General features: G+C 51.3%; 18 protein-coding genes. 7 read left to right on the top strand and 11 right to left on the bottom strand.

From position 1 onward, the window contains the following. Positions 1-516 precede the first annotated feature (516 nt). From D1159_RS07600 to D1159_RS07575, 6 genes are read left to right on the top strand one after another with little or no spacing between them, the layout of a single operon-like run. Positions 517-3,369, top strand: a complete 2,853-nt coding sequence (locus D1159_RS07600) for a helicase-related protein (protein WP_347563650.1) — start codon at positions 517-519, stop codon at positions 3,367-3,369. A 13-nt stretch (positions 3,370-3,382) separates the two neighbouring features. After that, positions 3,383-4,033: a DUF4391 domain-containing protein gene (locus tag D1159_RS07595; RefSeq protein ID WP_161845080.1), complete on the top strand. Its 651-nt coding sequence runs from the start codon at positions 3,383-3,385 to the stop codon at positions 4,031-4,033. Further along, positions 4,033-4,557 (top strand): DUF6680 family protein, encoded by a 525-nt coding sequence (locus tag D1159_RS07590; protein ID WP_161845079.1) that lies wholly within the window; start codon positions 4,033-4,035, stop codon positions 4,555-4,557. Before D1159_RS07595 ends, D1159_RS07590 begins: the two co-directional genes overlap by 1 nt. Next, the gene (locus D1159_RS07585) at positions 4,529-6,385 is read left to right on the top strand and encodes a site-specific DNA-methyltransferase (RefSeq protein WP_161845078.1); all 1,857 of its coding nucleotides are present in this window, start codon (positions 4,529-4,531) and stop codon (positions 6,383-6,385) included. The genes D1159_RS07590 and D1159_RS07585 overlap by 29 nt, the downstream gene beginning before the upstream one ends. An 11-nt stretch (positions 6,386-6,396) precedes the next feature. Continuing rightward, the gene (locus D1159_RS07580) at positions 6,397-7,503 is read left to right on the top strand and encodes a PDDEXK nuclease domain-containing protein (RefSeq protein ID WP_202620990.1); all 1,107 of its coding nucleotides are present in this window, start codon (positions 6,397-6,399) and stop codon (positions 7,501-7,503) included. Beyond that, positions 7,500-10,559 carry a DEAD/DEAH box helicase family protein gene (locus tag D1159_RS07575; protein WP_161845077.1) on the top strand — a complete coding sequence of 1,020 codons (3,060 nt, stop codon included), beginning with the start codon at positions 7,500-7,502 and terminating at the stop codon, positions 10,557-10,559. Before D1159_RS07580 ends, D1159_RS07575 begins: the two co-directional genes overlap by 4 nt. A gap of 277 nt (positions 10,560-10,836) precedes the next feature. Here the strand turns inward: D1159_RS07575 and mobC are convergent, their stop codons facing one another. Beyond that, complete coding sequence (gene mobC, locus D1159_RS07570) at positions 10,837-11,169, bottom strand: plasmid mobilization relaxosome protein MobC (RefSeq protein ID WP_161845076.1); 333 nt, start codon at positions 11,167-11,169, stop codon at positions 10,837-10,839. A 108-nt stretch (positions 11,170-11,277) separates the two neighbouring features. Between mobC and D1159_RS07565 the strand changes: the two genes are divergently transcribed. Beyond that, complete coding sequence (locus D1159_RS07565) at positions 11,278-11,676, top strand: hypothetical protein (RefSeq protein WP_161845075.1); 399 nt, start codon at positions 11,278-11,280, stop codon at positions 11,674-11,676. A 143-nt stretch (positions 11,677-11,819) separates the two neighbouring features. Here D1159_RS07565 and D1159_RS07560 read toward each other — a convergent pair whose 3' ends face one another. The 10 genes from D1159_RS07560 to D1159_RS07510 all read right to left on the bottom strand — a co-directional run bounded on the left by D1159_RS07560 (position 11,820) and on the right by D1159_RS07510 (position 23,071). After that, positions 11,820-13,844 carry a recombinase family protein gene (locus tag D1159_RS07560; RefSeq protein WP_161845074.1) on the bottom strand — a complete coding sequence of 675 codons (2,025 nt, stop codon included), beginning with the start codon at positions 13,842-13,844 and terminating at the stop codon, positions 11,820-11,822. After that, positions 13,841-14,059: a transposon-encoded TnpW family protein gene (locus tag D1159_RS07555; protein WP_161845073.1), complete on the bottom strand. Its 219-nt coding sequence runs from the start codon at positions 14,057-14,059 to the stop codon at positions 13,841-13,843. The genes D1159_RS07560 and D1159_RS07555 overlap by 4 nt, the downstream gene beginning before the upstream one ends. A 527-nt stretch (positions 14,060-14,586) precedes the next feature. Continuing rightward, on the bottom strand, positions 14,587-14,973 hold the full coding sequence (locus D1159_RS07550; protein ID WP_161845072.1) for a TnpV protein: 387 nt from the start codon (positions 14,971-14,973) through the stop codon (positions 14,587-14,589). Positions 14,974-15,286: 313 nt separating this feature from the next. Then, positions 15,287-16,873 (bottom strand): recombinase family protein, encoded by a 1,587-nt coding sequence (locus D1159_RS07540; RefSeq protein WP_347563652.1) that lies wholly within the window; start codon positions 16,871-16,873, stop codon positions 15,287-15,289. Positions 16,874-16,894: 21 nt separating this feature from the next. Further along, positions 16,895-18,478, bottom strand: a complete 1,584-nt coding sequence (locus D1159_RS07535; RefSeq protein WP_161845071.1) for a recombinase family protein — start codon at positions 18,476-18,478, stop codon at positions 16,895-16,897. Then, positions 18,475-20,169, bottom strand: a complete 1,695-nt coding sequence (locus D1159_RS07530; RefSeq protein ID WP_161845070.1) for a recombinase family protein — start codon at positions 20,167-20,169, stop codon at positions 18,475-18,477. Before D1159_RS07530 ends, D1159_RS07535 begins: the two co-directional genes overlap by 4 nt. Then, positions 20,170-21,804: a recombinase family protein gene (locus D1159_RS07525; protein WP_161845069.1), complete on the bottom strand. Its 1,635-nt coding sequence runs from the start codon at positions 21,802-21,804 to the stop codon at positions 20,170-20,172. Positions 21,805-21,901: 97 nt separating this feature from the next. Further along, positions 21,902-22,129, bottom strand: coding sequence for a DUF6870 family protein (locus D1159_RS07520; RefSeq protein WP_161845068.1), 228 nt, complete (start codon positions 22,127-22,129; stop codon positions 21,902-21,904). Positions 22,130-22,153: 24 nt separating this feature from the next. Beyond that, positions 22,154-22,780 carry a CHC2 zinc finger domain-containing protein gene (locus D1159_RS07515; protein WP_161845067.1) on the bottom strand — a complete coding sequence of 209 codons (627 nt, stop codon included), beginning with the start codon at positions 22,778-22,780 and terminating at the stop codon, positions 22,154-22,156. Between the two features lie 123 nt (positions 22,781-22,903). Further along, a complete protein-coding gene (locus tag D1159_RS07510; RefSeq protein ID WP_161845066.1) occupies positions 22,904-23,071 on the bottom strand; it encodes a hypothetical protein in 168 nt (55 codons plus the stop codon). Positions 23,072-23,076: the final 5 nt, after the last annotated feature.

Genomic DNA, 23,076 nt, shown 5'->3' with positions numbered 1-23,076 from the left:
GAAAGAGGAATTGTTTTCCGGAGGCGGGTAGTGTATAATATAATCTGTATAGGTATGGCCTTCAAAGTGTACCCATACTCGAACATGAGTTGAGCTAAAAATGGATAAGCTATAACGATTGGAAAGGGACAGCTTGTGATGAAAATATTTGACAATATCACAGATATCGTCCGGGATGACTTGAAAGAAACGATACAGCGTGGCAGCAAGGTTTCCATAGCGGCCGCTTGCTTTTCCATGTATGCATACAAAGAGTTAAAATATCAGTTGGAACAGATAGAAGAATTCCGTTTTATCTTTACTTCCCCGACCTTCGTTCAAGAGCGGGCCGAAAAGCAAAGACGGGAGTTTTACATTCCAAGACTTAGCAGAGAAACCAGCCTATATGGTACAGAATTTGAAATCAAGCTGCGCAATGAAATGACCCAACGGGCTGTTGCCAGAGAGTGTGCTGACTGGATCAGGCGTAAAGCTATCTTCAAATCCAATGTCACTGGGGAAAACATGGGCGGATTTATGACAGTCGATTCTCCTGTAGAGCAGACCGCCTATATGCCGTTGAACGGCTTTACAACAGTGGATATCGGCTGTGAACGCGGCAATAACAGCTACAACATGGTCAACCGGATGGAGGCACCGTTCTCCACCCAGTATGTACAGCTGTTTGAAACGCTTTGGAGTGATCACGAGAAGATGCAGGATGTGACCGAAATGATTATCTCCAATATCAGCACAGCCTATAATGAAAACTCGCCGGAGTTTATCTACTTTATGGCACTATACCATGTTTTCAGCGAGTTTTTAAACGATATTTCCGAGGATGTCCTGCCCAATGAGGCAACCGGATTCAAGCAGAGCAAGATCTGGAGTATGCTTTATGATTTTCAGCGGGATGCTGTTCTTGCCATTATCAACAAGCTGGAGCAGTACAACGGCTGTATCTTGGCTGACAGCGTTGGTTTGGGCAAAACTTTTACCGCCCTTGCCGTTATTAAATATTATGAAAACAGGAACAAATCCGTACTTGTCCTCTGCCCCAAAAAACTGGCAGAAAACTGGAATACCTACAAAGACAACTATGTCAATAATCCCATTGCCGCCGACCGACTGAATTATGATGTGCTGTTTCATACAGACTTGTCCCGCTCCGGCGGTACATCCAACGGGCTTGATCTTGACCGGCTGAACTGGGGCAATTATGACCTTGTTGTGATTGACGAATCCCACAATTTTCGTAATGGCGCTGGAACTCATGCCAATACGCAGGAGAACCGCTACATAAGGCTGATGGACAGAGTGATTCGTGCGGGCGTTCGGACTAAGGTGCTGATGCTGTCCGCAACGCCGGTCAATAACCGCTTTACCGACCTTAAAAACCAGCTTGCCATCGCCTATGAAGGAAATCCGGACTTCATCAATGAGGCGCTGGACACAAAAAAGCCCATTGACGAAGTTTTCCGGCAAGCTCAGAAATCGTTCAATGCCTGGAGCAAGCTCGACCCGGATGTACGTACTACCGATGCCCTGCTCCGCACGTTGGACTTTGATTTCTTTGAACTGCTGGACAGTGTGACGATTGCCCGCTCCCGGCGGCACATCGAAAAGTATTACGATACGGCGGCGATTGGACAATTCCCGGAGCGGCTGAAACCGATTTCCCTGCGTCCCAGTATGACCGACCTGTCCAGTGCCATCAACTACAACCAGATATTTGAGCTGCTGACCCAGTTGAGTTTGTGTATCTATACGCCGTCAAACTACATCTTTCCAAGCAAGATTGCCAAGTATATCGACCTGACTCACAACAAGGGCAACAACCTTACTCAACAAGGGCGTGAACAAGGTATCCGGCGGCTGATGAGCATCAATCTCTTAAAGCGGCTGGAAAGCTCTGTGTACTCCTTCAACCTGACGCTTACGCGAATCCTTGACCTGATCACTGGCACAATCAAAGCCATTGATGATTATGAAAAATACGGTCAGGCTGACATTGATATGATCGAAGCGTCCGAAGATGACTTTGATATGGAGGACGGCAGCACCGATTACTTCACTGTAGGCAAAAAGGTGAAAATCGATCTGTCTGATATGGACTATAAGACCTGGCGAGCAGAACTGCAACAGGATGCGGAAAATCTTGAACTGCTGACATTGATGATAGCCGACATTACGCCGGAACATGACCTGAAGCTCCAGAACCTTCTGCATTTACTGGACGAAAAAATGCGTACTCCCATCAACATGGGTAACAAGAAGGTGCTGATCTTCTCGGCGTTTTCCGATACGGCGGAGTATCTGTATGACCAAGTAGCCGGATATGTCAAAGAGAAGTACGGTTTGGACACGGCGGTCATAACCGGAAGTATTGACGGACGCACCACCATCAAGGGACTGAAAGCTACCCTGAACAATGTGCTGACCTGCTTCTCTCCCATCTCCAAGGGGCGGGACGTACTGATGCCAGGCAGTACAAAGGAGATCGATATTCTGATCGCCACCGACTGCATCTCCGAAGGGCAGAATTTGCAGGACTGCGATTATCTGGTCAACTACGATATTCATTGGAACCCGGTGCGTATCATCCAGCGGTTCGGACGTATCGACCGCATTGGTAGCAGGAACAAGGTAATCCAGCTGGTGAATTTCTGGCCGGATATGACCCTGGACGAATACATCAACCTGAAATCCCGTGTGGAGACCCGGATGAAGATATCCGTGATGACTTCCACCGGCGATGACGACTTAATCAACCCGGAAGAAAAAGGAGATCTGGAATACCGCAAGCAGCAGTTGAAACGGCTCCAGGAGGAAGTTGTGGATATGGAGGATATGTCCACCGGTATTTCCATCATGGACCTGGGGCTGAACGAGTTCCGGCTTGATCTGTTGGACTACATCAAGACCCACGGCGACCTGGCAAAGAAACCGAAGGGGCTTCACGCCGTCGTACCCGCAACGAAGGAAAACCCGCCGGGCGTGATTTTTGTCCTGCGGAATATCAACAACAGCGTCAATATTGACAACCAGAACCGCATCCATCCCTTTTATATGGTCTATATCAGCGTGGACGGCGAGGTGGTCTGTGATTATCTGAACCCCAAAAAGCTGTTGGACACCATCCGGCTATTGTGCCGGGGCAAGTCGGAACCAGTCATACCGCTGTGCGCAAAATTCAATGAGGAAACAGATGACGGCAGAAACATGAAGGAGGTGTCGCAGCTTCTTTCCGATGCAATAAACTCCATCATTGATGTGAAAGAAGAAAGCGACATCGACAGCCTGTTTTCCGCAGGCGGTACTTCCGCCCTGATGAATGCAGTGTCCGGGCTGGATGATTTTGAACTGATCTGCTTCCTGGTGGTCAAATAAGGAGGTGCGCTCTATGCTTGGTTTGCCCAAAAGCACCGAATTCAACCGGCGCATTCCAAAGCAGAAGTTTTATGAAAATCTCACGGTTTCCCCAGCGCTGAAACGCATTTTTGTAGAGCAGATCAGGGTGATCTGGTGGCGGAACAAGATTGATCCCGCCACAATGAACCTTGCCACCGGGGAGACCGTGACGGAGATTGAGGTGTTCGAGGTCTGTCTGTCCGCGCCCCAACTGGACGCGGCTGTCCTGCGGCAAATTGACAAGGAGATACCCTACCACATCCTGTTTCTGCTGGAATATGAGGGCAAATATCAGGCGTGGACGGCCTATAAGGAGGCGGCGGGGAGCAGGACGAACGCTTTCAGGGTGGGCAGCTACTACCACACCGATTGGATGGAGGAAGCCGCCCTGCCCCTTAAATTGGACGGTCTGAATACCGACAAAGTATATGAAAACTTTGTCCGGCAGATTGCCGGGGAAACGCTGACTTCTGGGACGGGCGAAACGCTGAAAGAGTCGGTGGATCGGGATACCCGCAGGCAGGAACTGCAAAAGCAGATTGCAGCGCTACAGGTGAAGGTGCGTCGAGAACGGCAACTGAATAAACAGGTTCAGTTGAATGCGGAATTGAAAAGATTGAAAAAAGAGTTGGAGGAATTGTGATGGACTTTTCAGATTACATCAATATAGCTGCCATTATTTTGGCTCCCATTGTTTCTGTGATTGTCGGACAAAAATTGCAGGACAGGGCAAGAAAACGTGATGACAAAATGCAGATTTTCAAAATTTTGATGGCGAGTCGAATTTATGGCTGGACAAATGCAAGTGTCGAGGCGTTGAATCTAATCGAAGTTGTGTTCGCAAAGGATAAAAAAGTCATTGCGCAATGGAAAAAATATTATGATGTTCTTTCTGTTGAAAAACCCGATGCGGCTCAGCGTGAAAAGATGATAAAGGAAAGAGAGTCTTTGTTAGAAGTCATAGCTGTTTCGTTGGGATATAAGGATAATGTCACATTAAGAACCATACAAAATTCTTATCAGCCCGTTGGATTAGCTGATATGCTGAAAAAGCAGGAGCGATATCAAGATAATCAACTTGAGCTTATGGAAAGATTCATGTCTTTAATTCCAAAAACTAACACGGAGGAAGGACAAAATGGACAAGCTGAAAATGGAAACCCCTGACCTGACCCAATCCAACATCGAAAAACTTGCCGCCTTGTTCCCCGCCTGCGTGACCGAGGCCTGCGGCGAGGACGGCAAACTGAAAAAGGCGGTCAACTTTGAGCTTCTGCGGCAGCTACTGTCCGATGTGGTGCTGGAGGGCGACGAGGCCTATGAGTTCACCTGGGTGGGCAAAAAGGCCGCTATCGTGGAGGCCAACCGGCCCATTCGCAAGACCCTGCGGCCCTGTCCGGCGGAGAGCGTGGACTGGGACGGCACCGAAAACCTCTACATCGAGGGCGATAACCTGGAAGTGCTGAAGCTGTTGCAGGAGAGCTATCTGGGCAAGGTGAAGATGATCTACATCGATCCGCCCTATAACACCGGAAACGACTTTATCTATCGGGACGATTTCGGTATGAGTGGGGAGGAATTCAGTGAAGGAATCGGGCAGGTGGATGAGAACGGCGACCGGCTTTTCAGGAATACGGACAGCAACGGGCGGTTTCATTCCGATTGGTGCAGTATGATCTATTCTCGGTTGATGCTGGCCAGGAATCTGCTCACAAATGACGGGGTTATTTTTGTTAGTATTGGTGAAGAAGAAATAGAAAATCTCCGCAAGATAGCTGACGAGGTATTTGGAAGAAAAAATATGGTCGGCACAATCTTGTGGAAAAAGAAAACAAATGGCAATAATATGGGGTACTTGCCGCCAGTACATGACTATATTGTTTGCTATGCAAAAAATCTGACTGACATTGAAGATATGGGCTATCCAGTTACCAAAGAGTTTATTGCAAGGACATTTTCCAACCCGGATAATGACCCACGTGGGCCTTGGACTACAACTGACTTGTCAGCAAATCATAAAGGTCCTTACTTTCCTATCATCAACCCTGAAACAGGGGAAAGTTTTCTGCCACCAGATGGTCGGTACTGGGTCTTTAATGAGAAAGAAGTCCAAAAAAGAATTGCTGATGGAAGGATTATTTTTGGGAAGACTGGCACTTCACGCCCGGTTCAAAAGGTTTTTGCTGCAAACAGAAAATTTGCCAGGACACCTGCTGAGTCATGGTGGGATAAGCAGGGTATGAATGAAGATGCAACTGAAGAACTAAAAGGACTTCTGGGTGTCGCTAAACTTTTCACCCATCCAAAACCTACAAAACTACTTAAACATCTTATTACTATAGCCACAGAGAAAGACTCTATTATATTAGATTTCTTTTCTGGATCATCAACTACTGCGGATGCCACAATGCAACTTAATGCCGAGGATAGTGGAACCAGAAAATTTATCATGGTGCAATTACAAGAAGAATGCACGGAAGGTAGCCCTGCAAAAATGTCTGGATATGGGACAATATGCGAGTTAGCTAAGGAGCGCATCCGCCGCGCCGCGAAGAAAATCGCCGCTGACAACCCGGACAAACCCTTTGACGGCGGCTTCCGTGTGTTCAAGCTGGACGACACCAACATGACCGATGTGTACTACTCCGCCGGGGAGTACGACCAGAGTATGCTTGACCAACTGGTGAGCAACATCAAGCCCGACCGCACCGACCTGGACCTGCTGTTCGGCTGTCTGCTGGAGTGGGGCCTGCCCCTGTCCATGCCCTACACCTCCGAACAGATTGAGGGCTGCACCGTCCACACCTACAACGACGGCGACCTGATCGCCTGCTTTGACGAGAACATCCCCGATAGCGTTATCAAGGAGATTGCCAAGCGTCAGCCTCTCCGGGCGGCGTTCCGGGACAGCAGCTTTGCCGACAGCCCCGCCAAGATCAATGTGGGCGAGATTTTCAAAATGCTGGCTCCGGATACCAGGGTGAAGGTTCTGTAAGGAGGGGCGGGATGGCAAACGAATTGATACCGGAAGACAGCGCAAATCTTCCAATGAACGACCTGTGCCGTAATTCCATTGAATTGGTGGAGTACGCCCGGAGCATCGCCGCAAGGCAGATCAATCTTGTCCAGCTGATGACCTTTTACGCGATCGGCAGATGGATCGTAGAGGTGGAGCAGCAGGGCGAAAGCCGCGCAAAATATGGCAGGCAGATCATCAAAAACTTATCCGAGGCCATGAATAAGCAATTTGGCCGTGGTTTTTCCGTGGACACACTTGAAAACGCAAGAAAATTTTACCAGACCTATCAGGACAGGATTTCCGAGACAGTGTTTCGGAAATTCGCGGTGGAAAAATCCGAAACGGTGTTTCGCCTTTTTGAGGAAACGCTGCCATTCACACTCCCTTGGTCGCATTATCTGTTGTTAATGCGCATCAAGGACGAAAACGAGCGGAAATTTTATGAAATTGAAGCCACACAGTCAGGATGGAGTATCCGCACCTTGCAGCGGCAGTATAACTCCAGTCTCTACGAACGGCTTGCGCTCAGCCGGGAAAAAGGCGAGGTCCTGCGCCTTGCGTCAGAAGGGAACATTGTCACCAGGCCGCAGGACATCGTAAAACAGCCAACAGTGCTGGAGTTTCTTGGCCTGGACGAAAAAGCAAAATTTGTGGAATCTGATTTAGAGACAGCGATCATCAACAAGCTCCAAAAATTTTTGCTGGAACTCGGAAAGGGATACCTGTTTGAGGCCAGACAGAAACGGTTCACTTACCGGGAAGAAAATTTCTATGTGGACCTTGTTTTTTATAACCGTCTGCTCCGCTGCTATGTGCTGATCGATTTGAAAATTGACAAGTTGACTCATCAGGACTTGGGGCAGATGCTGATGTATGTGCATTACTATGACCGATACGAAAAGCTGCCGGATGAAAATCCAACCATCGGCATCCTGCTTTGCAAAGAAAAAGATGACGCTTTGGTAGAGATTACTTTGCCGGAGAATTCCAACATCTATGCGTCAGAATACCGGCTTTATTTGCCGGACAAAAAGGAACTTCAGAAAAAGCTCAAAGAATGGATTGCCGAGGAGACGGGAGGCGAGGAGTCATGAAGATACAGTACAGACACCAGAAATTCCAGGCCGACGCAGCCAGAGCCGTTGTGGATGTCTTTGCCGGACAGCCCTATCTGACCCCCACCTATATGATGGACAGAGGCAGCGGCAGTTATCAGATCGGTGTTAATGAAGAACGGGACTTCACCGGCTTCAGCAACCAGCGGATCGTTCCAGAGCTGTTCGACCAGCGGATTCTGGAGCAGATGAACAAAATCCAGCGCGCCAACCAGCTCAAGCCGTCGGACAAACTGGAGGGACGGGCCAATGGCTACAACCTCACCATTGAGATGGAGACCGGCGTGGGCAAGACCTACACCTACATCAAGACCATGTTCGAGCTGAACAAGCACTACGGCTGGAGCAAGTTTATCGTTGTGGTCCCTAGCGTAGCCATCCGGGAGGGCGTGTATAAGTCCTTTGAGATGACTCAGGAACATTTTGCCGAGGAATATGGGAAGAAGATACGATTCTTCATTTACAACTCTGCCCAGTTGACGGAGATCGACCGTTTTGCGTCGGACAGCTCCATCAATGTGATGATTATCAATTCCCAGGCGTTCAATGCAAAAGGCAAGGATGCCCGCCGGATTTACATGAAGCTGGATGAATTTCGTTCCCGCCGGCCCATTGATATCATCGCCAAAACCAACCCAATCCTGATTATTGACGAGCCCCAGTCGGTGGAGGGTAAGCAGACCAAGGAGCGGTTAAAAGAGTTTCATCCGCTACTGACCCTGCGCTACTCCGCCACCCATAAGAGCGACAGCATCTACAATATGGTATTCCGGCTGGATGCGATGGAGGCCTACAACCGGCGGTTAGTCAAGAAGATTGCGGTGAAAGGAATCACCGAAAGCGGCAGCACCGCCACCGACAGCTACCTCTATCTGGAAAGCATCAATCTCTCCAAAAGCGACCCCACCGCCACCTTACAGTTCGAGGTAAAGATGGCCAGTGGCGCTCCGAAGAAAAAGAGCCGTATCGTCAAAATTGGAGACAACCTTTACGACTATTCCGGCGGACTGGAGGAATACAGAAACGGCTTTGTGGTCAAGCAGATCGACAGACGGGATGACTCGGTGGAGTTTATCAACGGCATCAAGATTTTTGCCGGAGATGTGATTGGAGCAGTAGACGAAGATCAGCTGCGGCGCATCCAGATACGGGAAACCATCCTTTCCCACATCCAGCGGGAACGCCAGCTGTTTTACAAGGGCATCAAAGTCCTCTCGCTGTTCTTCATTGACGAAGTGGCAAACTACCGGGAATATGATGTGGCTGGCCAGCCAATCAACGGAAAATATGCCGCCATGTTCGAGGAGGAGTATGAGGACATTATTGGAAGTATGCAGTTTGCCATTGGTGATGATGAGTATCTCAGGTACTTGCAGACTATCTCGGCATCAAAGACCCACGCCGGTTATTTTTCAGTGGACGGCAAAGGTAAAATGGTCAACTCCAAGGTTGGCCGTAAGGAAACGACCTCTGATGATGTGAGTGCCTATGAGCTGATTATGAAGAACAAGGAGTTGCTGTTGGATCGTGACCCGGTTCGCTCCCCAGTGCGGTTCGTCTTCTCCCATTCCGCCCTGCGGGAGGGCTGGGACAACCCGAATGTATTCCAGATCTGCACCTTGAAGCAGAGCGGCAGCGATGTCCGCAAGCGGCAGGAGGTGGGGCGCGGCCTGCGCCTGTGCGTCAACCAGAGCGGCGAGCGGATGGATACCAATGTCCTTGGCAACGATGTGCATAACATCAACATCCTCACTGTCATTGCCAGTGAAAGCTACGACTCGTTCGCCAAAGGTCTGCAAACGGAGATAGCCGAAGCGGTCTCCGACCGTCCCCGCGCTGTAACAGTGGAATTGTTCGTCGGCAAGGTTATCAAAGACGAGCATGGCAATGAGCAGGTCATCGACCAGGCCACGGCCTCCGCCATCCACTTCGATATGATCGTTAATGGTTATATCGACCGCAAGGGCGCGCTGACTGACAAATATTATGAAGATAAGGCAAACGGCGAAATCAAAGTAGCGGAAGAAGTTGCAGACTCCGCCGCCTCAGTGCTTGCGATCATTGATTCCATTTATGACGAGCGCAGTATGCAGCCGGAAAACGCCCGCAGCAACAATGTAGAGCTGCAGGTGGATGAGGACAAATTGGCTATGCCGGAATTTAAGGCTCTTTGGTCAAGGATCAACGCAAAATCCGTCTATGTTGTGGATTTTGATACGGAGGAACTGATCCAAAAAGCTATTGCCGCCCTGGACAGCAAGCTGCGCGTCTCCAGAATTCACTTTCAGGTAGAGACCGGGGCAATGACGGCAATCCAATCCAAAGAAGAACTGCTTTCCGGTACATCCTTTGTGAAAGAAGAATCCGCCAGCTACAGTGTGACTATGACGGCAAATTCCAATGTGAAGTATGATTTGATTGGAAAGCTGGTTGATGAAACCGGGCTGACCCGCAAAGCCCTTGTTGCCATTCTAAAGGGCATCCAGCCTACTGTATTCAGTCAGTTTAAGGATAACCCGGAGGAGTTTATCGTCAAAGCCGCAGCTCTCATCAACGACGAGAAAGCAACAGCGGTTATTGAGCATATTACCTATGATGTTCTGGACGACCATTACGGTACAGATGTCTTTACTGATCCGACTATCAAAGGCAGGCTTGGTATAAACGCAATGAAAGCCCAAAAGCACCTGTACGACCACATCATTTATGACTCGACCGGGGAGCGGGACTTTGCTGCAGATCTTGATACAAATACAAATGTCGCAGTCTATGTGAAATTGCCGGATGGATTTTATATCGCAACGCCGGTCGGTCATTATAACCCAGATTGGGCTATCGCTTTCTATGAGGGAAGTGTCAAACACATTTACTTTGTAGCGGAAACAAAAGGCTCTATGCGTTCCATGCAATTGCGGTTGATTGAGCAATCCAAAATTCACTGTGCGAGAGAACATTTCAAAGCCATTTCCGGCGATGGGGTAGTGTACGATGTGGTGGATAGCTACAGAACACTGTTGGAAAAGGTTATGCGGTGACAGTTTCGCTACTTGGCGAGCAGTGCATTTGTTCCCACAAATGCTCAAAATGGACTTCCAGCGTGACCGCTGGAAGTCCATTTTTGCTCGTTGGGGCCGTACCCCAAACCCCGTGAACAGCCCCGTTGTCGGGGCTGGCTGCGCGTTCGGTTCCCGAACGCTATTGTCCCTGCGACCCAGGGACAGGCGGGGCTTTTGCCCCTTGGAGAGTCTGAGAAGCGGCAGATACGGCCTTGCCGGAAAAGGGAAAAACGAGGCTGGCCTGCACCTCTGCCCGCTATCGGATAGCGGCAAGACTGGCGAGGGATTGTCTGGACAATTCCCAAATCTCGTCCAGGCGCTTCTGTAAATCTTCAATGTCCGCCGCATAGATGCTCCCGGTTTCGTTCGCCCGTTTAGCGTACTGATTCAGATTATTCGTACACCGCTGGAGCATGGAAACAAGCTGGCGCACATCCTGCAAATCCAGCCTGATACAGATTCCGTCCAGCGCCATCTTGCGGACATAGGCGCTCATATTCAGAACGCCGGCGTCCTCCATTTTGAGTTTTATCCGCTCCTTGTCCTCCGGCGAGATGCGGATTTTTAATTCTTCGGTCCGTTTGCTCATTGCGTTTCGGTTCCTCCCATCGCAAATAAAATCAGCTAATTTTGATTTTCGGCATCGTATCACAAATCAGGTTTTCAAAAAATGGCCGGACACAGGAGGCCAATTCCCATGTCCGGCGCATATTCTATATTTCCGTTACGGTTAGTGGTGGTGTTCAAATTGACCACCACCAGCAGTCGTAACGATTTTGAGATTTGTTCTGTGATTTCGTTACGATTGAGGCAAGTGATCAATTTGGACACTTGCCTTATCCGTAACGCTCTGGCGATACGCCCGCTGGCGGCAGGCGTTGCAGCAGTAGACCGCATCCGACCGCCTGGGGGTGAAGGTTTTTCCGCATCCTTTGCAGACCCGGTTCTGTCGTTTTTCCAGCCGCCGCTGTTTCAAATCTTTCTGATAGCCCCGATTCCCGCACAGATGGTAATAGCAATATTTCTTGGTTTCAATCAACGTGTAGAAATCCCGTCCACAGCCCTTACAGACGATTTTCCGTACAATGGAATTTAGTCTTATCCCGGCGAGTTTTTCTTCATACCACTGTTTCAGCGTTTCCTGATTTTCGTATTCCCAATCGCAGTTCCACATGGAATTATCCCTTCCTTCCATAGGACAGGGCGGGCCAAAAATATCTGACCCGCCCCATCCCGTGTTTATACGGTTTCTGCTCCCTGCTCCTCCGCCCGCTTCTGCCGATACCGTATTTTGCTGTGCGCTTTCCTCTGGCAAGCCTCACAGCAGTATTTTACATCGTTCCTGGTGGTGGTGAACACTTTCCCACAGTTTCCGCAGACACATTCCCGCTTTCTGCTTTCCGCCGCCTCCTGCCGGTAGAATTTCGCCCGGCACCTCGGACTACAAAATAGAGTATTTGAATGGCCGGATTCAAATTCTTCCCCACAGCATTTGCAGATCAGCTTGAACGGCTGGCCGACCATGTGTTCTCCGGCCTTGATTTTCTGATAGCGTTCCCGGCTCTTGACCCGATGCCGGTGCAGGGATGCCTGCCGCTTTTCTTCCTCCGGCGTCAGCTCCGGTGTCGGGAGGTCAAACCGCCCGATGAATTTCAGATAGATGTCCACTTGCTGCATCCTGTCACCGTCTACCTTTTCCGGGGCATGGACGATGATCTTTTCGATGAACTCGTTTATCATGGGCGTAGTCAGTTCCGAGAAATCCGTGTACTTCTTTGCCAGAGCAAGGAACCGTTCCACATTGGCGGTATCCTGCTCAAAGCTGTCCAGCGCCGTCTCCGCCTCCGTGACAGACTGCCGGAGCGCCGTCTGCTCCTGCTCATACCCAGCAAGAAGGGTGTCAAAGCGTTCCTCTCCGATGCGCCCCACCGCATAGGATTCGTACAGCTTCTTGATGATGGTGTCCAGTTCCTCACAGCGCCGCCTGTCTTTGTTCAGCTTGCGTTTCAGTTCCTTCGCCGCCTGCGCCTGCCGGACTTCTGACGCCGCCCGAACCTTCTGGATAAACTCCGCCTCGTTGGAAATAGCGTAGGCACTTGCAGAGCGGATGGTTTCCAGAATGAGCGTCCGCAGAGCCTTGGTGGAGATGTGGTGATTGCTGCAAGCTATCCCGCGTTTCTGCCGGGTCAACGTGTAGGTGGAGCAGTCAAACCAGTCCGACGGATAGGGCTTGGCGGCGGTTCCCCGTGAGCGGTGATTATACAGCTTTGCGCCGCAGTCAGCGCAGTAGAGAAGTCCGGTTAGGGGATTGGCCTCGCCAATGGTGTCGTGGCGGCGGGGTGTCTTTCTCAGCTTCTGGGCCAACTCCCAGGTCTCCTTATCCACGATGGCCTCATGGGTGTTTTCAAAGATCAGCCAGTCCTCCGGCGAGTGGACAACGGCCCGCTTGTCCTTGTAGGATTCCTTATGGGTGCGGAAGTTGACCGTATGGCCCATATACTCCGGCTTGGAGAGGATCTGCCCCACCGCAAAGCCGTTCCAGCTATAAGGTCGGGGAATGTCCGCCCTGCTTTTCCAGACACCACGCCCCTGTCTGGCGAAATAAGTGGCAGGTGTTTCGACCTTCTCCTCGCAGAGCATCGTGGCGATTTCATAGGGGCCGTGGCCCTCGATGGTAAGCTGGAAGATGCGCCGGACAACAGCAGCGGCCTCCTCGTCAATCAGCCAGTGGTATTTGTCATTGGGGTCTTTCCGGTAGCCATAGATGGCGCAGTTGGTGGTGGGCTTGCCGGATTCGCCCTTGACCCGAATGGCAGTGCGCTGCTTGCGGCTCAGGTCCCGCAGATACCACTCGCTCATGATGTTGACGAAAGGTGCAAACTCGCTGGAGCTGGGGTCATCACTGTCGATACTGTTGCCGATGGCGATGAAGCGCACTCCGAATTTTCTGAAAAGGACTTCCGTATAGAAACCAGTTTGCAGATAATCTCTCCCGATTCTGCTCATGTCCTTTGTGAGTACCAGAGCCACTTTCCCAGCCTCAATGTCGGCCACCAGCCGTTTCCATGCCGGTCTGTCGAAATTACCCCCAGACCATCCGTCATCAGTGTAATGGACGATATTGGAGAAGCTATGCTGGGCAGCGTAGCCCTCCAGGTACTTTTTCTGATTCACGATCGAATTACTGTCCCCAGCGGATTCATCGTCACGAGAGAGCCTCTCGTATAAAGCCGTGATCTTTTCTTCAGCCTGTCTTGCGCTCATGATGCGCTCCTTTCAGACTGACGGCTCATTTGTGGTGCATCCATCATACCACGTTCCCCGCCGTTTTGCAGCCCCTCATTGCGAATCATCCGCAAAATTTTTTCTTCCATCGTCTCACCATCGTCGGTGGAAAAGACAACTTTCACCTTGTAAGTGGTGGAGCCGATGCGCCGGGTCATATACTGACAGTTTTGGTTTTCGTTCTTTTTCGTCATGGTGTCCTTTCTCATATCATTGAAATTCAAAACAGTAATTTCTGATATGGGAAGCCGTTTCCCCAAAGCAGTTCCTGGCAGGCAAATCCCTTTGCTGGTGCTGTGCCGTCCCCTTACGGGGCGCTCGCTCCCTGTTGGGAGGTCATGGCGGTTTAGCTGCTCGGACGGTCATTCAGTTGTTGTTTACACCACCTTTCTGCTTCTGGATTTTTGGTTATGTATGAGAAAGGACAATAAAAAGCAGATACAAAAAACCGCCCGCGGATTTTCTCCGCAGTCGGTTATGTATCTGCTAAATGAAATATGTGTATTATATGGACATCAAATATTCAGTTCAAATATGAACTTATTATAATCCAAACGCCTGTTCCTGTCAAGTCCTATCAAAGAAATTTTTTGAGAGGGCAGCAATGATGCTCAGAGACACCACAAATGCCAAGGGAAGGAAACTCCTGCAAGGCCCGCCCATACGGGGAGCCTTGCGGAAGCCTACACGCTTTTACGCTGGCGCAAATGCCGGGTGAAAGTCATGTATAAATCAGTTCACGCTTGATAATTTCCTCGGCGCGGCTTACGATGCCGTTCATGGCTTTGACCCATTCCCACTGTGACCGGCGTTTCAAGTCCTCGGCCACGCCCTCAGCGGCGGCCATCTGCTTGATGATAAGCTGGCAACGGTTCTGCGCCTGCTCGTTCAGATCGGCAAGGTAGGTGTGTAGCCTGCCCGTCAAGATTAGATGGTTCAGCAGAAGCGGGTTTGTTTCTTCCAGATACGCCCGGTGCATCCGCCCCCACTTCCCGATGGAGCGGTCATCGTCCTCCGGCAGTTCGATAGCCGGGATGTAGTAATCCCCAGCAAGAATGTAATCAAGGCCATTTACCTCGTCATGTATTCTCGGTTTCAATTCGTCCATAGTGTTTCCCTCCGTCATTTCAGAAGTTATCGGTAGCGGCTACCAATAATGCGATACGGGTCTTTATCTCCTTCCCTACAACCGCAAGTCCTATTCACCACAAATGAGCCGCAGTCATATGTATTTGGTGGCAGAAACCACCCTCTACATAGTAACTCTCAGAAGCGAATCCTTGAAGCCTACGCAAAACAGAACGGCTTTTCCAACCTCAAATGGTACACGGACGACGGATTCTCCGGGGCAAATTTTTGCTGGGGTAAGATAGCGTAACCATAAAAGATGGTGCGCTGTCTTACCCCAGCATTTTGTATTATCAGACGGCAAAACTCTTGACATCAGCACCAATTTGCCGGAAATAGGATATGCTTTCCGTCGGTTCATCGCCGCTGTCTACCTTGCCCACGAAGCTGTAAAAGATTTCGATTTTCCGTGTGTTCGTTTCTCTGTCCAGCTCATGGACTAAAATGCGGTCAATAAACTCATGGACGTTCTCATAGGTCAGTTCGCTGATCTCCGAGTACCGGCGCACCAGGGCGACAAATCGCTTCACATCCGCCCCACGCTCGGCGGCGCTGTCAATCTCTTTCCGCAGTTTCGCCGTCCGTTTCGCCATCGCCGCTTTCTCGTCCTCATAGCAGGAGGTTAGAAGCGCAAACTGCTCACTTGACAAGCGGCCCAAGGCCATGTCCTCATAAAGTTTGCGGAACAACAGATTAAGTTCATCCATCCGGCGTTCTGCCTTGTCCAGTTCTTTCCGCTGCCGGGCAAGGGCCTTTTGCGCGGCCTGCTCCCCACACTCGGCGGCGGTACGAACAAACTCCTGCTCATGCTTTTTCACATAGGCCAAAACCCGCTGTAAATCGGCAAGGACAAGTTCTTTCAAGACACTTTTGCGGATGTAATACGTTGTGCAGAGGAAATCGTTTCTGGCCCGGTTGCGGTAGTTGCCGCAGGTGTAGGCGTGCTTCCTCTCTGGCGTTCCGGCGCCCTTTTGGAGATACATTTTGTAACCGCAGTCCCCGCAAAACAGCAGCCCGGAAAATAGGTCGATTTCATCGGACTTGGTAGGCCGGTGACGGGTGGCGATACGCTTTTGGGCAAGGGCAAAGGTTTCCTCGTCAATCAACGCTTCGTGAGTATTGGGAAAGAAATACCGCTTGTCCTCTGGATTTTTCCGTGTCTTTTTGGATTTATAGGATACCTTGTAGGTTTTCGCTGTGATGGTATGTCCCAAATACTCCTGTCGAGTGAGGATGTCATACAGCGTTTTGTCCGGCCAAGTATACCAGGCGTTAAGCTGGGGGCGGGGGAATTTCTTTCCGCCTTTTCTGCGGTAGCGCAGTTCGCCAACGGTCAAAATCTCGTTATCCCGCAGCCAGTTCTGAATTTCACAGATACGGTCGCCCCGTACATACATGGCGAAAATCTGCTTGACAACATGGGCCGTTTCCGGGTCGGGAATAAGGTGATTGCGGTCGTTCGGGTCGGCCAGATAGCCATACGGCACTTCCCCATTGACGCGCTCTCCCCGCTGGGCCTTGGCCTGTTTGACAGCCCGGATTTTCTTGGATGTATCGCGGGCATAAAACTCATTGAACCAATTCCTCAGAGGGGTAAATTCGTTGTCCTCTCGCGCTGTGTCCACACCGTCATTGATAGCGATGTAGCGTACATCGTACTCCGGGAAAATGATTTCGATAAGCTCCCCGGTTTTCAGATAATTCCGGCCCAAGCGGGAAAGGTCTTTTGTTATGACCGTTGCCACATTTCCGGCCTCCACCTCACGGAGCATGGTTTGAAGCCCCTCACGCTCGAAGCTGACCCCGGAAAATCCATCATCTGCTGTTGTCAAGATAGGGACAAAAAATAAGTTGTAAACAATTTGTGAACGGGGCCGGATATATTGTGACCGTCAGCTTTGTCACCCCGCCTGCAAATCATCTGCCAGCTTCTCCAGCTCATCGGTAAGATTGAGTTTTACCTCCAGCACATCGCCGGGGTAGACAGTTACGCGCTTTACAAGCTCGTCCAGTATATCCGCTGTCAGCTCATCGAGTTCGGCGTAGCCGATATATTTGGCAATGGCCTCGGACTGTCCGCCGGCGGCTTCTGCCACAGCCTGTTCCAGCCTGCCCGTTTCGGCGGCGATCTCCTGTTCGCGCTCGGTGATGGAGCTTTTTTGCGCGAGATACTTTTCGCGGGAAATCTCCCCGCTGAAAAAACTCTCATAGAGTTCCTGCAACCGGCTGTCCAGTCGGAGCTTTTCGTTCTGCAACGCAAACAGCTTTTTGCTGCTCTCTTTCTTTTCGCGCCTGCTGCGCTCTTGACGGACGGCGTTCATCTGATCCAGTCGGACCGCCAGCCGTGCGTAGATGCGGACGGCGTCCTCAATCGCGCCGAGAATGTCCGCTTCATCAATCCCATGACCGGTGCAGACGTATTCGTCGGTATAAGAATGTGTCCTGCACCGGTATTGAACATAGGGTTTTGTGTCCCTCCGCATGGTATGGCCGCACATGCCGCAGAACACTTTCCGTTTCAGGGGCCGGTCAGTTTGAGGGGCATACGGCTTGCTGGGCCTTTGCGCCAACAGGCTTTGCACTGTGTCAAAATCCTCTTTGGAAATAATAGCTTCATGCTGATCTTCACAAATAATCCAATCGGACTTGTCCACCGCCTTATTGTCCCAATGCCCAATTTGCTTCCGCTCCCGCTTCCCATAGATAACGGTTCCAATATAGCGTTCGTCCCGAAGAATGATGCTAACGGCTCCGCCCGTCCAGAAATTGTCCTCGCGGATGCAGGGCCACTTGCGGGAGATGCCAGTGTCGTGCTTGTACCGCATGGGGGTCATTACACCCTCTCGGTTGAGAGCGGCGGCAATTTGGCTGGGCATATCGCCATCCAGTGTCATGCGGAATATACGCCTGACAACCCCGGCGGCAGATTCATCTATCACAAGATGGTTCTTGTCGTTCCCGTCTTTTGCGTATCCATAGGGCGCGAATGGACTGAGGAAAAGCCCCTGCTCCGCCCTCTGCTTTCTTGCGGCCTTGACCTTTTGGGAAAGCTCCCTGCTGTAGAGGTCATAAATCAGCGTTTTGAAAGAGGTATCCAGGCTGTCTATGTCGCCGGGGCGGGCGCTGTCAAAGTTGTCGTTGACGGAGATAAACCGTACTCCCATGAAGGGGAATACCCGACTGATGTAGTTTCCGACCGTCAGATAGTCGCGGCCAAAACGGGAAAAATCCTTGACAACGATGCACTGTACCGCGCCGCGCCTGACCTGTTCCAAAAGCTCTGTCATGCCTGGACGCTCGAAGTTCTTGCCGCTCCAGCCGTCATCACACAGCTCGTCCAGCTCCGCGCCGCACAGCTCAGGATGGTTACGCACGAAATCCGTCAGCAGCCATCTTTGGTGCGCTATGCTGTTGGATTCCGATTTGTTCTTTTCCCGCATATCGGTATCTTCGCTGGATATGCGCAGGTACATCAAAACCTTCACCCCGCCGCCCTCCTCTCAATGAAGTCACACAAGGCGTTGTATTCGTCTCTGTAGCGGAAAACAATCTCCACGCCATCATTTCCGTCGATATAAATGCGGTCAATCAGCGCGGCGAGCATATCCCCCGTCAACTCCGCGCAAGACTGAAATTGCGTAAAGGCTTGCAGAAACAGGTTTTCAGGGGTGTACTGCCTGCCGTTTGCTTCCTCCAGCTCCAAATTGGAGATGATCTGCTGTGCTTCCTCCGCCTGCTGTTTGTAATGTTCTCTGAGGGATATGTACTCGTCCTCGTTCATCAGCCCCTCCACATAGTTCTGATAGAGGCTGTCATAGAGGGACTGGCACCGCTTGAGCGTCCGTTTCGCATGAACAATACGGCTGCGGGCCTGCTCCACTTCCCGACAAAATGTCGGGGAGTTGTTGATTCCTTGTATCACAGATTCCATGTCTGCGGCAAGGGCAACCTGTTTCTGAATTGCCGCTTTGACGATTTCTGTGAGCTTGTCCTCCCGAATGCCCTTTTTGGGGCAAGCCCTGGGGTCATTGGCGTGGGTAGGGCAGATAAAGTTGTACCACAGCTTTTTCCCATGGCTGACATTCTTGTAGCGCACCAGAGGGCGCTTGCAATCGGCGCAGTAAACAAGCCGCTTGAAGATATTGCCGCTGCCGCCCATGCCGTCAAACTTCCCTAAGCGGCTGTTATATTCCTCCCGTCGCTCCCGCGCCAGCTTTTGAACCGCGTCAAAGGTCCGCTGGTCAATGATCGGCTCATGGGTATTTTCCACCACCGCCCACTCGGTTTCCAGCGTGTGAATCTGCTTTGCCCCCTCGTAAAAGGATTGGCGTTTTCGGCCCTGTACCATGTGGCCGAGGTAGACGGGGTGGGAAAGCAGGGATTTCAAAATCTGCGTGTGCCAGGGAACGCCGTGATACTTTTCTGTTTTGACCTGTCCCGATTTGTAGAGGTATGCGGATGGAGAGAGGATTCCGGCGTCATTGAGCCTCCGGGCGATCTGTACGACAGCGATGCCCTCCGCCCGCCACGCGAAGATTTGCCGGACAGTCGGCGCGGTTTCCACGTTGATGATGAGCTTGTGGCCGTCCTCTGGGCTTTTGCTGTAGCCGTAGGGCGCCCAGCTCCCGATGAAGTCCCCGCGCTTCTGTTTTGAGCTGAGAGAGGATGCGATTTTCTTGGAAATGTCTTTGCTGTAAGCCTCGTTGATGATGTTTTTCAGCGGCACAATATAGCCGTTTTCATTCCGTTCAGCGGTCAGCGTGTCGAAGTTGTCCGTTACGGCGATGAAGCGGACACCGAGGAATGGAAAAATGCGCTCCAGGTAGTTACCGGTCTCTTTGTAGTTACGGCCAAAACGCGAGAGGTCTTTCACCACGATGCAGTTGATCTCGCCGCGCCTGACCTTCTCCATCATCGCCTCAAACTGCGGGCGGGCGAAGCTCGTCCCCGTCTCGCCGTTGTCGCACCAAATGTCGACAAGCTCCATATCATCGCGGCGGCTGATAAAATCGGACAGCATCTTTTTCTGCCCCTCAATGGTGTCCGCGCCTTTTTTGCCGCTGTCCTCAACGGACAGGCGGACATAGGCGGCGGTCAAATATTTTTCGGCCTTTTCTTCCCGTACCGGTTCCGCAGCCGGGGCGATAGGGTTGACCTTTCTCTTTGTCCGTGCCATTTATACTGCCTCCCTGATCTGCGCCTGACGCACAATATCCATCTGCCATGCAAACTCATCCTGCCAGCGGTAGACGATCTCCACCGTATTGTCCTCGTAGACCATAATTCTGTCTATCATGGAGACCACCGCCGTGCGGTCAAGCTCGGTGAGATTGCGATAGCATTTGAAATTGTCCGTCCAGCTTGTATCCGCTGTGCTGGTTTTCATTACTTCGATCCGCTCCCGCAGGGCGTCCATCTGCTTTTCGGCCTCAGCCGCTCTCTGGGAAAAGCTCTCTTTCAGGCGCGTATATTCCGCCCTGTCGATAATGCCGTCCGCGAGGTTTTCATAGAGCGACAGGAGCAACTTTTGCAGCTTCTCATATTCCGCCCGCTTTTCATCAAGCTGCCGCTGCACCTTGACCGCCCCGGCAGTGCGTAGGGGCGCGGTATCCGCAATTTCCAGGATGTTTTCCAGCTCTGCAACGGCGTTGATGCGCTCTTTTAAGCAGTCAAATATGATTTGCTCCAAGACCTCCAAACGGATGCGGTGTGGGGAACAGGTTTTGTCCTGCTTATTGGCAGAGCAAATGTAATAGTGGTACTTCCTGCCGCCGGTGCTGACGGGCTTGCGTATCATGCTGGCCCCGCAATCGCCGCAGAACACCATACCGGAAAAAAGAGAAACAGATTCCTCATCCGGGCTGCGCCGGGTGTCCAGCGCAAGTACCTTCTGCACAGTGTCAAAATCCTTTCTGGAAACGATAGGCGCATGATTGTTCTCAATCACAGACCACTCGCTTTCAGCTTTTTTCACCCGTTTGTGTACCTTGTAGCTGGGCGTTGTCGCCCTGCCCTGGGTCAGTGTGCCAATATAGATGGGATTTTTCAGCAAACGAATGACCGATGCCGCAGACCAAGAGGCTTTGAGGTTTGTCTGCAAGGGTGTGGAGCATTTCATGCCGAGGGAGCGTTTGTACTCCAGCGGGGAGAGGATTCCCCCGGCGTTGAGCCGGTTCGCGATGTCCTGCGGGCTGATGCCCTGGACCTTCCAAGCGAAGATTTCCCGCACCACCTCCGCAGCGTACTCGTCTATCACAAGACTGTTTTTATCTTGTGGGGCTTTGAAGTAGCCGTAGGCGGCGAACGCGCCCAGGAATTGTCCGTTCTTACGCTTGATTTCAAGCTGGGAACGGATTTTCACCGAAATATCCCGGCAATAAGCCTCGTTGATGAGATTTTTGAACGGCACAATCAGATCGTCTGAGGCACTTTTTTCACGATAACTGTCGTAGTTATCGTTGACGGCGATGAAGCGTACCCCCATAAAGGGAAATATCTTTTCAATATACTCGCCAGCATCCAGATAGTTCCGGCCAAACCGCGAGAGGTCTTTCACAACGATGCAGTTCGTCTTACCGGCTTTCACATCCTCCATCATTTTCTTGAACGAGGGCCGCTCGAAGGTCGAGCCGGACCATCCATCGTCCACCTGTACAGCATACTCCCGAATGTCAGGGTGCTGTTTCAGGAAGTCTCTGAGCAGGTTCCTTTGCCCCGCGATGCTGTTGGATTCCTCCTTATCTCCGTCCTCGCGGGACAGCCGGAGATATAGGGTCGCGTTCCAGATTTTTGCCTGTGCTGTTTTCTGCATATTTGCCAGCTCCTTTCCAGTTTTGCAAAGCCGGACAGGAGCGGCGATTTGTCCCTATACGCAGTTTAATATAAGCTGCGCCGCCATGTCGAGGATGTCACATGGCGGCGCATTTTGCGCGGACATAATCAGCAAGCCGCTGTTCCAGCGTGATGTCTGTCTCCGAGAAAGTAATTTTCACAACATATTTCCCATGACGGAACAGATACGGGTCTTTCACCTGACGGATAAAGTCGCGCATTCGCTCCTTTTGGGGGAGCGAGACATCCACATTTACGCTCCGAATATCCATAAGAGAATTTCTGTCAATGTTTTTCAAATCCATTCCATGCCCTCCTATCCCTTGACCTCAGCGGTCAATTTCATGCGCCGCCCGTTTTCTGTCCCTGCGGATTTCTCTCACACGGTTTGCACAGCGCCCGATCTCGTTCTTATTCTGGGCAATGATCTCCCTGGCCTCGTCCGGCGAACAGCCTTGCAGCTCATCAAGGAGGTATTCCACTCTGGCGCTGTTCTGAATCGCCTCCATATACAAGGGGTGCCATTCCTCGTCCGGCTGCTTGGGCGCATACTCTGTTTCCCATTGCCGCAGCAGGCGGAAATAGCCGCAAAGGGCGCGGTAGTTCTCGTTTTGGTAATTTTTCAACCGCCGCATCAGCGACTTTCGCGCCTTGACTGCGCCTGTTCTGGATGGTTCCCGTCCGGCGCGTTTCCCATCGTAGGAGATATTGAAATCTGCCGCCAGTTGCCTTGCCGCCTCCTTTACGCCAACGCCGAAAAGCTGGGCGGCGAAGTCGATCACGTCGCCGTCCGCACCGCAGGCAAAACAGTGAAAGCGATCATCCACCTTCATGCTGGGGTGGCGGTCATCGTGGAAAATACAGCAGGCTTTTCCGGTGCGGTCAACCTCTATCCCATAACGCTCTGCGGCCTGTCTTGTAGTGACAGAAGCCTTTACCGTTTCAAACAAATTCATATACGGCCTCCATTCTGAAAATCAGCTCACAGGCACAACAATAGGCTGAGGTCGATCAGCCCTGCCCATTCTCTATCTTTGCAGCGTATGACCTCAGCCCATGCCTTCTGCCTATGAGCAAGCTCAGTGAGAAGTATAATTGGTTTTCCTGTTGTGCTTATTGTTGGTTCGGCGCATCTTGCGCCGATACCCTGGCTTGTGCATCCGCGCCGCGACCAATTCCCCGCGCTCGATCTCGCGGAGGGCGGCGTCCTGACTGCCGGATTTCTGGAAGTTTTTATATTTGTTCATGGCGT

It is taken from the genome of Pseudoflavonifractor sp. 524-17 (assembly GCF_009935845.1).
Classification (GTDB): Bacteria; Bacillota; Clostridia; order Oscillospirales; family Oscillospiraceae; genus Pseudoflavonifractor_A.
The sequence above is the reverse complement of the archived record's forward strand: the minus strand, read 5'-3'. Positions and strand labels throughout refer to the sequence as shown.

Bases quoted from the DNA above. Each gene is read 5' to 3' on its own strand.
- D1159_RS07590 (WP_161845079.1), top strand. From the start codon at position 4,033: ATGGACTTTTCAGATTACATCAATATAGCTGCCATTATTTTGGCTCCC.
- D1159_RS07550 (WP_161845072.1), bottom strand. From the start codon at position 14,973: ATGGACGAATTGAAACCGAGAATACATGACGAGGTAAATGGCCTTGAT.
- D1159_RS07510 (WP_161845066.1), bottom strand. From the start codon at position 23,071: ATGAACAAATATAAAAACTTCCAGAAATCCGGCAGTCAGGACGCCGCC.
- D1159_RS07555 (WP_161845073.1), bottom strand. From the start codon at position 14,059: ATGACGAAAAAGAACGAAAACCAAAACTGTCAGTATATGACCCGGCGC.
- D1159_RS07525 (WP_161845069.1), bottom strand. From the start codon at position 21,804: ATGCAGAAAACAGCACAGGCAAAAATCTGGAACGCGACCCTATATCTC.
- D1159_RS07575 (WP_161845077.1), top strand. From the start codon at position 7,500: ATGAAGATACAGTACAGACACCAGAAATTCCAGGCCGACGCAGCCAGA.
- D1159_RS07585 (WP_161845078.1), top strand. From the start codon at position 4,529: ATGGACAAGCTGAAAATGGAAACCCCTGACCTGACCCAATCCAACATC.
- D1159_RS07560 (WP_161845074.1), bottom strand. From the start codon at position 13,844: ATGAGCGCAAGACAGGCTGAAGAAAAGATCACGGCTTTATACGAGAGG.
- D1159_RS07565 (WP_161845075.1), top strand. From the start codon at position 11,278: ATGTCCGGCGCATATTCTATATTTCCGTTACGGTTAGTGGTGGTGTTC.
- D1159_RS07595 (WP_161845080.1), top strand. From the start codon at position 3,383: ATGCTTGGTTTGCCCAAAAGCACCGAATTCAACCGGCGCATTCCAAAG.
- D1159_RS07530 (WP_161845070.1), bottom strand. From the start codon at position 20,169: ATGGCACGGACAAAGAGAAAGGTCAACCCTATCGCCCCGGCTGCGGAA.
- D1159_RS07515 (WP_161845067.1), bottom strand. From the start codon at position 22,780: ATGAATTTGTTTGAAACGGTAAAGGCTTCTGTCACTACAAGACAGGCC.
- D1159_RS07520 (WP_161845068.1), bottom strand. From the start codon at position 22,129: ATGGATTTGAAAAACATTGACAGAAATTCTCTTATGGATATTCGGAGC.
- mobC (WP_161845076.1), bottom strand. From the start codon at position 11,169: ATGAGCAAACGGACCGAAGAATTAAAAATCCGCATCTCGCCGGAGGAC.
- D1159_RS07580 (WP_202620990.1), top strand. From the start codon at position 6,397: ATGGCAAACGAATTGATACCGGAAGACAGCGCAAATCTTCCAATGAAC.
- D1159_RS07600 (WP_347563650.1), top strand. From the start codon at position 517: ATGACAGTCGATTCTCCTGTAGAGCAGACCGCCTATATGCCGTTGAAC.